General features: G+C 63.1%; 8 protein-coding genes and 1 pseudogene. 4 read left to right on the top strand and 5 right to left on the bottom strand.

What is annotated here, in order from left to right; translation table 11 throughout:
- Both BG57_RS28290 and BG57_RS28285 read right to left on the bottom strand, forming a co-directional pair.
- A partial coding sequence (locus BG57_RS28290; protein ID WP_479389485.1) for an ATP-dependent DNA ligase occupies positions 1 to 616 on the bottom strand: 616 nt, incomplete at its 3' end.
- Entirely contained in the window at positions 570 to 809 is a 240-nt protein-coding gene (locus tag BG57_RS28285; RefSeq protein ID WP_035970223.1) for a hypothetical protein, read from the bottom strand. The genes BG57_RS28290 and BG57_RS28285, both read right to left, overlap by 47 nt.
- Before the next feature lie 98 nt (positions 810 to 907).
- Between BG57_RS28285 and BG57_RS28280 the strand changes: the two genes are divergently transcribed.
- The 4 genes from BG57_RS28280 (at position 908) to BG57_RS28265 (ending at position 8,430) form a co-directional block, all read left to right on the top strand.
- A complete protein-coding gene (locus BG57_RS28280) occupies positions 908 to 2,383 on the top strand; it encodes an ISNCY family transposase (protein WP_035970221.1) in 1,476 nt (491 codons plus the stop codon).
- Positions 2,384 to 3,323: 940 nt separating this feature from the next.
- The gene (locus tag BG57_RS28275) at positions 3,324 to 4,130 is read left to right on the top strand and encodes a restriction endonuclease (protein ID WP_035970220.1); all 807 of its coding nucleotides are present in this window, start codon (positions 3,324 to 3,326) and stop codon (positions 4,128 to 4,130) included.
- 15 nt (positions 4,131 to 4,145) lie between these two features.
- Positions 4,146 to 4,925, top strand: coding sequence for a Hachiman antiphage defense system protein HamA (locus BG57_RS28270; protein ID WP_035970219.1), 780 nt, complete (start codon positions 4,146 to 4,148; stop codon positions 4,923 to 4,925).
- The gene (locus BG57_RS28265; protein ID WP_035970218.1) at positions 4,909 to 8,430 is read left to right on the top strand and encodes a DEAD/DEAH box helicase; all 3,522 of its coding nucleotides are present in this window, start codon (positions 4,909 to 4,911) and stop codon (positions 8,428 to 8,430) included. Before BG57_RS28270 ends, BG57_RS28265 begins: the two co-directional genes overlap by 17 nt.
- Before the next feature lie 117 nt (positions 8,431 to 8,547).
- On the opposite strand, the gene BG57_RS33185 is transcribed toward BG57_RS28265, so the two are convergent.
- From BG57_RS33185 to BG57_RS28255, 3 genes and pseudogenes are all read right to left on the bottom strand, one after another.
- Positions 8,548 to 8,928 carry a hypothetical protein gene (locus tag BG57_RS33185; RefSeq protein WP_160174763.1) on the bottom strand — a complete coding sequence of 127 codons (381 nt, stop codon included), beginning with the start codon at positions 8,926 to 8,928 and terminating at the stop codon, positions 8,548 to 8,550.
- A complete protein-coding gene (gene istB / locus BG57_RS28260) occupies positions 8,925 to 9,713 on the bottom strand; it encodes an IS21-like element helper ATPase IstB (protein ID WP_035970217.1) in 789 nt (262 codons plus the stop codon). Before istB ends, BG57_RS33185 begins: the two co-directional genes overlap by 4 nt.
- Positions 9,714 to 9,718: 5 nt before the next feature.
- Positions 9,719 to 10,498, bottom strand: a pseudogene (locus tag BG57_RS28255) (Mu transposase domain-containing protein); the annotation flags it as partial.
- Positions 10,499 to 10,501 lie beyond the last annotated feature (3 nt).

The raw sequence follows: 10,501 nt of genomic DNA, 5'->3' as shown, positions 1-10,501 counted from the left end.
CGATGATGCCTTCGAGCTGCATCTTGCAGGCGGAGGCCACGAGTGAGGCCGGATCTTGGGCGAAATCGTCGGAGTAACGCAGGAGCGGGCTCTCAACGTTTTGCATCAACTCGTGAAGTAGTGCGCGACGCGCACGCAGCGGCTCTTCGCGGATGTCGGCGCCGTTCAGCCACAACAGATCGAAGACGAAGAGGACGATATCGGCTGTACTGCGCCGGTCGAAGGCGTTCTGCAGTGCATTGAAGTCGGGCTTACCGTTCGCATCGAGTACGACTGCCTCGCCGTCGATCCATGCGGCATCGACCGGTAGGGCCTCCAGTGCGGCGCGCAGCCGTGGCATGCGCTCCGTCCAATCGTGCCCATTGCGCGTGACCAGCGTGACGTCACCGTCTTCGATACGCGCGAGCATGCGATAGCCGTCGAACTTGATCTCGTAGGACCAGTCGCCTTCGCCAGGATGACGTTCAACCAGTGTCGCCAGCTGCGGCTCGATTAACACAGGCATTTTGCCAGGCAGTGTGTCAGGCGCGCGCACGCGCGTCGCGCGCGAACCGCTCCAGCGCCCCATCTCAGTCGTCCGCGCCCGGCAGCAAGCCACCGCCGTCATCAGCGTCATCGTCCTTCCAATAGATATTGGGCGGATGAAGCGCCTGTGTCGTGTCGATCCCGGCCATCTCGAGGGCTGCATCAATGCACTGGATTTCGCAATCGAAGCGCATCGGCCAGCGCGACGGCGGTTCATCGTCGCCCAATGGCGTCATGCCGTCATGGATGACGAGGGCATATCGTGCGACGTCCGCGGCCTCCACCGTCGCGAAACACCGCACGTTTGAGAACGAAAGTCATCACCGGTGCTGTCTTTTTCCAGGGCCCGTCTTTGACTAACCGCCCCTGTGAAAGGCCTGCCATGAACACCACTGGGACCATCACGATGTCGATGCGCGAACTGGACCGACTCAAGGTGATTCAGGCCGTTGCCGAGCGCCGACTCAAGCCAGGGCGTGCCGCCGAACGGCTGGGCTTGAGTGTGCGGCAGATCGAGCGGCTGGTGCTGCGCTATGGCGCTGACGGCGCACGCGGTCTGGTATCGGGCAAGCGCGGGCGCGTGGGGAATCATCGGTTGGCCGATGGTGTGGCGCAGCGCGCGATCGCGTTGATCCGCGAGCGTTACACCGATTTCGGCCCGACACTGGCGTGCGAGAAGTTACGGGAATGCCACGGCATTGAACTGGCTGTCGAGACGATCCGCTCCCTGATGACGGCGGCGGGCCTTTGGGTGCCTCGCAAACAGCGCCCGCCGCGGATTCACCAGCCGCGCAATCGCCGGGCGTGTCTGGGCGAGCTGATTCAGATTGATGGCAGCGATCACCGCTGGTTCGAAGATCGTGCGCCGGCGTGCACTCTGCTGGTATTCATCGACGATGCGACGGGCCGGCTGATGACGCTGCACTTTACTGCCACCGAGTCGACCTTCAGCTATTTCGAGGCGCTCTCGAAGTATCTGCACGCACATGGCAAGCCGATCGCGTTCTACAGCGACAAGGCCAGCGTCTTCTACGTCAAGAACCGCTCACAGACCGCTGGCAAGGGCGTGACGCAGTTCGGGCGGGCCTTGTACGAACTGAACATCGACGCGTTCTGCGCGAATACCAGTCAGGCCAAGGGGCGTGTCGAGCGCGCCAACCTGACCCTGCAGGACCGGCTGGTCAAGGAATTGCGCTTGCGCGGCATCAGCACCTGGGAGGCAGCCAACGCCTATGCCCCCTCCTTCATCGCTGATTTCAATCAACGGTTCGGCAAGCCGCCGCGCAGCGAGCATGACGCGCATCGGCCCCTACGCGCCGACGACGATTTGACGCAACTGTTGGCGCATCGCGTCTGGCGTAAGGTCACACACGCGCTGACGGTGCAATACGACCGCGTGATGTATCTCCTGGAAGACACGCCCGCCAATCGCCGATTGATTCACCAGCAAGTCGAGGTGGTCGAGTATCCGAGCGGCTGCATCGAGGTGCAGGCTGGCGGCGAGGTGCTTTGCTGCGGCACTTACGACCGTATTGCGCGGATTGATCAGGGTGCGGAAGTCGAGAACAAGCGCCTGGCGCACGCACTCGAAGCCGCACAATTGCTGCAGGCCAAACGAGACGATCGTCGGTCGTGTGATGCACCGTCACGCACGCATCGCGGCGAGCAGGTTCGAGCCAAGAAGGCGCTTGAAGGACTGAAGAAGCAACGCGCGCTGAGCATCGCAGACATGAACGAAGCCATTCTCGAAGTCAGCGCAAAAGCGATGAGGGAACGGGGGGCGGCTGCGCCGCCCCAACCCCGAAACCCGAATGCAAGCAAGCCAAACATCGGTGCAAAGCGCGACATCTGTATTTAGCTGCAACCCCGACATTTGAACTTAGCGGCAACATAGTTCGTATCCTATGTTCACGCCCGCACAATCCGCCCGTTGGCATTAGGTGCATGTCCAGAGCGATAGCAGCGTCATCTGCGATGCATGGCAGCGACGACCTTCCCCGCTCCGCGTGGAAGGCTCGTAGGCATTCGCGGGCTCCCATGTACACAAGGTTCGGACCAACCCGCTTGCCTAAGTTAACTGAACGCGCCAAAAAACACTTGCTAGAACGCGCCAATTGCACCCCCTCCGCTGGCGCCATATCGTGGCGCAGCCGTTGTTGGAGGTCGGCAGCGAAGACCATTAGTTGCTTCCTATGCAGCATTGCCCGAGGACAGTCATTGATGTTGGCGAATGGGTGAAACCGACCCACAACCGCCGGTCAGCACCACGCCAGGTCGATGGCCGATTGCAAGGGACAACGGCCGTTCATCCTCTCACGTCGATTGGTAACGCATCGGCCGGCGCGCTGCTTGTGCCAGGTTACGTACCACGATCGGCAAATGGCGAGCCCCGTGTCAACCCGATGCCTTTAGTCGACCCCAAGCGCAATTCCCCATGCCGCGTAGATGCCGAAAAGCGGCGCGAGCAAGTCGCACGCGGCCGATATGGTTAGCCGATGAGTTCGTGCCGCAATGTCATCACAATGGGATTCGCCGCTGCAACAAACATGTCCATTTCCCCGCTGTAGCTAACCTAGCGGCAGTCTGCCCTTCCGTGGACAATCACGCGCCTCAGCATCACCAACCGCTGGCAGCAAAAGGTACAATCAATGGAGGGCCGGAGCAGAAAGTGATTTGCCTACGGCACAAGATGAGGCCAACTGCTAGAAACTCGGGGAGGAAGATCTATCAATTCGATTCGATCCATTGACCTGCGTCTAATTGACGACCTCGTCGACTTCGTCCGGGGCCCGGGCTTCGTGCTGGATTTTTCCGACACCAGTTTTTCGGACTTCTTCTCCTCCGAACTCAAGGTGAACATCGACGATCCGAAATACGCGGCCAACGGCGGATCGAAGGGCAAGCGCCTCCGCTATTTCCTTCAGACCTGCGATGACGCGACCGCTATTCGCGCCCTGGAAGCGCTGTGGGAGCATCGCAGCGAGTATCTGGCCCGCTCCGGCGGCGCCGACCCAGTCGCCAATGCCGAGACACGCTACCAAGGCCTGATCAACCGCCTATCGGGTGGTGCTGTACCGTCGCGCCCTTCGGTAAGCCCCCAGTCTGTTCCCGTCGACCGCGCGGCGATCGCCAAGATCAAAGCGGACCTGCTGCAGGTCACGGCCTTGGCGCCGCATGCGCGCGGCTATGCGTTCGAGGGATTCCTCAAACGGCTATTCGACACCTTCGGATTGGCAGCGCAGGAGCCCTTCCGGTTGCGCGGCGAGCAGATCGACGGCAGCTTCCAGCTTGGACGCGAGATCTACCTGCTCGAAGCCAAATGGCACGGCCAGCCGATCGGCGTCGCCGAGCTGCACACTTTCCACGGCAAGATCGAGCAGAAGGCGGCCTGGACCCGTGGTCTCTTCGTCAGCAACAGCGGCTTCACCGAGGACGGCCTCGCCGCCTTCGGACGCGGCAAGCGCGTCATCTGCATGGACGGCCTTGACCTCTATGAGATGCTCGACCGTGAACTCCCGCTCAATCAGGTTCTTGAACGCAAGGTCCGCCGCGCCGCTGAAACCGGCGCGCCGTTCATTCGCGTCCGCGACCTCTTTTCTCAGTGACCGGGAGGAACGAGGGTGGCGCAGTTCAATGATTGGTGCATTTCGGTCGACCAGCCGGTGGGCAATCATCACCGTCGAGTGATGACGGGTCAGGCCGCAAATCTTGCGGTCGGCATTCAGGCGACGGCGGCCATCGTGCCCGGGCACTACGCCTCGGAAGAACAAGTGGCGCGCGCACTCGCCCGGCTCGGCAAGCCTGCGGCCGCCGCGCTGATCGAGAGCAAGCTGCCGACCACCAAGCAGATCCGGTCTGGCGATCTCGGCGAGATTTACGCGACGGAGTGGATCGACGCCCATAGCGGCGGCTACCGCGCGCCGATCAAGCGGCTGCGCTGGAAAGACCATCGCAACATGGCGATGCGGGGCGACGACGTGATCGGCATCCTGCAAGACCCGCAGTCGCAACGCCTCCAGTTCCTCAAGACGGAGGCGAAGAGTCGCTCCGCCTTGACAGCGCAGGTGCTAACCGAAGCCCGCGCAGGGCTGGATAAGGATGGCGGGCTGCCCTCGGCACACGCCCTGCACTTCATCTCGGCACGCCTGCTTGAGCTCGACAATCTGCCGCTGGCCGATGCGATCGACGATGCGCTCCTCAAGCACGGAATCCCGCCGCAGAGCGTCCGGCATCTGCTTTTCACATTCTCTGGCAACGCCCCGGACGCGCTCTTGGCCGCCTCCCTTCAGGCCTATCCGGGCCCCATCAATCAATGGGGTATCGGGCTTCGCGTGGATGGTCATGGCGCCTTTATCGGCGCGGTCTACGATCGAGTGATCGCCGATGCCAACAACCCCTGAGGCCATTGCCGCGGATATCGCCGAAGCGGCAACCGCCGGCTTTCGCGGCCGGCTGATCGCACGCGGACAGGCCCGCGCCATCATCTGGCGCGATGGTGCGCTTCCGGCCGACGCACCGGCGTTCGCGCCGCAGCTCAGCTACGACCTGCATAGCTACGCCTATTCCCTGCTCGGCCTGGGCCTTCGCCTTCGCGAGCTTGGCGGCGATCCCACCCAGGCCCGCACGGCCTTCGAGCAGGCCGCCACCGCCCTTGAGGCGGTGATGGCCAAGGGCAATCGCCAGGAGATCGATCGCGATTTCCATTTCGTCATGGCGGCGGCCGCCTATCATCTCGCTCACCTGTCCGCGCGCGCCTATTCCCTCCTCGCCATCGTCGAGGCGGATGAGAATTTCTCTCCGATCGAGCGCGTGCTAGCTCAGTTGATGCGTCGCAATTTCGGCGTCCTGCGCAGCAGCGTTCTCGACTACCGGGTCTCCGGCCAAGGCAGCGACGCCCGGATCGCTGCCGACATCCAGGCTCGGCTCGACCAAGCCGAGGGCGTGGCCGCACCGCCGGAGGCCGGTGGCGACGACTTCCTTTTTGACGGCTTGGATACGGCACTCACCGACGCCTTCATGGCCGCCATGTCGCTTTACCTAGTCGCCCTTGATCGCGGCGAGCAGGCGTTTGTCGAACAGGCGCTGGAACGGCTTCGCGTGAGCCTCGCGATTTGCCGCGAGATGAACATGCTGCCCCAATGGTGGGCGCACCGTGTCGCGATCCACCTTCTGTCGGATCTATGGTCGAGCACCTTCCATGAAAGGGTCCCGCTTCAGCCTGCAGGCGGATTGGCGGCCGACTGGCAGCGGTTGCGCGAACTGTTCATTGCGTTGCTGCAGCGTCGCGCGAGAGCGGAGATCGACCTCTGGCCGTCGCAGACCGAGGCAGCCGCCCGCGCCGTCGATCAGTCCGATGACCTGGTCGTGTCACTGCCGACGAGCGCCGGCAAGACGCGCATTGCCGAACTCTGCATCCTGCGCTGCGTTGCGGGCGGCAAGCGGGTGGTGTTCGTCACGCCGCTACGAGCGCTTTCGGCGCAGACCGAAACCACGCTGCAGCGAACCTTCGGCCCGCTCGGCAAGACCATCTCGGCGCTCTATGGCAGCATCGGCGTCAGCGGCTTCGACGACGACGCGATCCGTGAGCGCGACATCGTCGTCGCGACGCCGGAGAAGCTCGACTTCGCGCTTCGCAACGATCCGTCGCTGCTCGACGATGTCGGCCTGCTCGTCTTCGACGAAGGGCACATGATCGGCCTCAACGAACGTGAGGTCCGCTACGAGGTGCAAATCCAGCGGCTCCTTCGCCGCGCCGATGCCCAGCAGCGTCGGATCGTCTGCCTATCGGCCATCCTGCCCGATGGCGAACAGCTCGATGACTTCGCCGCCTGGCTGCGCCGCGATCATCCGGGCGGGCTGATCAAGAATGACTGGCGGCCGACCCGGCTGCGCTTTGGTGAAGTGGTGTGGGGGTCGCCAACCGCCCGGCTTAATCTGAGAGTCGGCGAGGAGCGGCCGTGGGTCCAGCGCTTCCTCACCGGCGCCGCCCCGCCCAATTGGATTCCGCCGAAGCGCCGCCGCACCCGCCTGTTTCCCGACGACCAGCGCGAACTCTGTCTCGCGACCGCCTGGCGGCTTGTCGACGACGGCCAGACCGTCCTCGTCTTCTGCCCGGAGCGGCGCAGCGTCGAGCCGTTCGCCGATGTCATCGTCGATCTGCACGAGCGCGGCGCCCTGCGCTCGCTGCTCGATGCCGATCCGAACGTCCTCAGGACTGCCATCGCGCTCGGCGAGGAATGGCTGGGCGCCGACAGCGCGATCCTCAAATGCCTGCGTCTCGGCGTCGCCCTTCACCATGGCGCCCTGCCGACCGCCTATCGCAAGGAGGTGGAGCGTTTGCTGCGCGAGAACGTCCTCAAGGTCACCATCTCCTCGCCGACGCTGGCCCAAGGCCTCAACCTGTCGGCCACCGCCGTCGTCATGTACTCCCTACATCGCGCCGGCGAGCGGATCGAGATCAGCGAGTTCAAGAACGTCATCGGCCGGGCGGGACGAGCTTATGTCGACGTCGAGGGCATCGTCCTTTTTCCTATGTTCGACGACATCCCCAAGAAGCGGCGGAATTGGGAAGCGCTCATCACCGACCTTGGCGCGCGCGAAATGGAAAGCGGTCTGGTGCGTTTGGTCGCGGTGCTGCTGACGCGGATGCGCGCGCGCATCGGCGGAGACCTCAATCAGCTCGTTGATTATGTCGTCAACAACGCCGCCGCTTGGACCTTCCCCGAGATCGCCAACGAAAAGCCGGAAGACCGCGAGCGCGCTCTCGCCGACTGGGAACGGCACGTCGCGACGCTCGACACCGCCATCCTCAGCCTCATCGGCGAGAATGACATTCCTGACGAAGGGATCGAGGCCGCCCTGGACGACATCCTCCAATCGTCCCTGTGGCACCGGCGCCTGCAGCGTCAGGATGCTCACGTCCAGCAGGTGCTCAAGGCCGGTCTCGTGTCCCGCAGCCGGCTGATCTGGAGCCAGTCGACGGCTGCCCGCCGCCGCGGCTATTTCCTGGCCGGCGTTGGCCTCACGACGGGCCGTGCCCTCGACGCCATCGCTGTTGACGCCAACCTGCTTCTCATCCAGGCCAATGGCGCAATCCTCGAGGGAGACGCCGAAGCAGCGATAACCGCAATCACCGGCCTCGCCGAGCGGGTCTTCGCGTTCTATCCCTTTACACCCGACCCACTACCGGCGAATTGGCGCGACATCCTGCGCGCGTGGCTGCTCGGGCAGCCGCTGGCGGCGCTAGGCGGGGCTCAGCCATCGGAAACCCTACAGTTCGTCGAAGGCGGTCTGGTCTACCGGCTGCCCTGGGCGATGGAGGCGATCCGCGTCCGCGCCGCCGCCAATGGGGACACGGTCGGCGTATTCGACCTGCCGTTGGAAGATCACGAACTTGGTCTCGCGGTGCCGGCCGTCGAGACCGGCACCCTGAACCGTTCCGCGTCCATCCTCATCCAGGCGGGCTTCAATTCGCGGCTGGCAGCGATCAAGGCGGTGGCCGACACTGGCGCGACGTTCACGACGGGTCAGAAGTTGCGACAATGGCTCAACTCCGAACCTGTCGCTGCCTGGAGCGCGCTGCCTGACTGGCCGACGCTGGAGACAAAGCCGATATGGGCGGAGTTCGCCCAGAGCTTCACGCCAGCCGAGAAACGCACCTGGTCTGATCGACGCTATTGGGCGAATGTCGCATGGCTGGGCGCCCCCCCTCTGTCTGGCACGGCAGTTCAGGTTCACAACTGGGCGGGTCAGCCACGAGTGCTCTCGACCGACGGCACGCCCCTTGGCACTGTCCAGGCAGCACTTTATCCGCTTCGAGCCGGACTCCTCCGCGCACAGGTCGCGCAGGACGTCAGTAAAATCGACATCGCATACCTCGGTCCTGACGATTTGGCAGGCCCATAGACTGAACCCTCGTGGTTGCCGACTGCCGCCGCTGCACTCATGGCGCCATTGGCTTTCCTACCGGCCGGCAGCCTATCAAGGGTAAAAAGGTCCCGGCCATCTTCGGGTTCGATATTGTCACGAACATAACCGCCAACCAGTACGGGAACGAGGCTTGATTATATGAACACATGGACGATCGATGACCTTCGCAGGCTCGACCTGAGATATGCGGAGGAAGGCGTCCATGTTCACCAGCGCCCCTTCCGAGCGGCGATGGAGCTGCTCGGTTCCGATTTCGTCATTGGCTTCGGCGGAAATGCGGACGTGAAGCGCATCATGGGCGCCTATGCTGCGATGACGCCCGAGGTCGAGACGAGCTGGCCCGGCATCGGCATCGGCATCGGCATCGGCATCGGCATTGTCGCATCTGTCACGGGGCGGCGTAATGGCGCCGGGGGTGGGCGGCGTAATGGCGCCAGCAGAAACGCGATAAAACGCGGATTCGAACGGTTTCAAGATTGCTGTTTTTTGCCGTCTTTGGCAACCGCATTTTCGCCGTTGTCGGGCATCGGTTTGGGCTTGCGGAAGCTCTCGCCCTCGATGACGACACGATAGGCGCCGTGGCGCAGGCGATCGAGCGTTGCCGCTCCAAGAACGCGGTTGTCGGGGAAGGCGTCGCCCCATTCGCTGAAGTCCAAGTTTGAAGTCAAGATCGAGGCTGCGCGTTCGTACCTTGCAGCGATCAGGTCGTGGAAGTCCTCATCGTGGGGTGCACGAAGGGGCTTGAGCGCGAAGTCGTCAACGATCAGCAATGGCACACGCACGAACTGCTGAAACTTACGTTCGTAGAGATCCGTGGCGCGCGCCGCATGCAGCTTCTTGAGCAGATCGGTCTGGTTGATAAACAGCACATCGTGACCTTGGCGCGCGGCACAGTGCCCGAGGGCCTGCGCTAAGTGGGACTTGCCGACGCCTGTCTGCCCGACCATCAGAACGCAGACCTTCTCGTCGATGTATCGGCCCGTAGCGAGATCGTGAAGGTGCGAACGGTTTAGTTTCGGCAGTCGGTTGAAGTCGAAGGTTTCGAGCGTCTTGCCCAGCGCAAAGCCGGCGCGGCCCAGACGCGCGCCGAGCTTCTTCTGCGCACGTCGCGCGACTTCGTCATGCAGCAGCATGGCAAGAAACTCGGTGTAGGCGAGTTGCGCATCGATGGCCTCCCGATTGCGCTGTTCGAGGGAGTCCAGGATGCCAGACAGTCGCAACTGCTTGAGGATGGAATTCAGTTCGGGACTTGGATTCATGGCGTTCAATGCAGAAGAAGGGACTGGAGATCGCGGCCGAAGCGTCCACCGTTCAGATAGGTGTCGGCAGGTTCCGTCGCCTGTGTCGTCGCCGCTGGCTGGCCGTCCAGTGCCTTGTCGAGAATGACTTTGACGGTGCGATACTTCGGGCTGGAGAACGTGAGTGCACGCTCGCAGGCGGCGTTCAGGCGCGCGTCACCGTATTTCTCGCGTAGACGGACGAGACCCTGCGCGCCGCGCAGGTTCGCGAGCACCTTGTCGTTGAACATCGCGAGGATCACTGCAAGGCAGGCCGGCCCAATCTCTTTAGCTTGGGCCAGACACCACTGTGGATCGCGCTCAAGCCACGCCTGCGCCTCGGGCGGCTGGTGATCCCGCACCGTATGCCGATCACCAGGCTTGCGTAGTCGCGGATGAGTCGCAACGAGCTCATGCCGGTGGAACGCCTGAACCACGGTGTCGGTGACCTTCACCCACAGCTGCTTGCCAACAAGCGTGAACGGCACCGAGTACAGCGCGTTCTTGTAGACGATGTGGCCGTCCGTATGCACCTTGACCTCGCTCCACACGGCCAGTACCGGCGGCACGTCGGGCAGTCGTGCAAGCAGCGGGCGTTCGATGGCAAAGCGCGCGAGCGGCAGGTCGCGGGTCGTGCCGTGCACGCGAGTGCCGGCCTGCTGGATGACCCAGTCGCGCAATTGCCGGTTTGCATCGGCCAGATCCCTGAACTCGCGTAGCGGTACGAAGGATTTTTTAACGTATTTGACTCCAGATTTGTTTACGCCGAC

It is taken from the genome of Caballeronia grimmiae, from assembly GCF_000698555.1.
GTDB classification, from domain to species: Bacteria; Pseudomonadota; Gammaproteobacteria; order Burkholderiales; family Burkholderiaceae; genus Caballeronia; species Caballeronia grimmiae.
The sequence above is the reverse complement of the archived record's forward strand: the minus strand, read 5'-3'. Positions and strand labels throughout refer to the sequence as shown.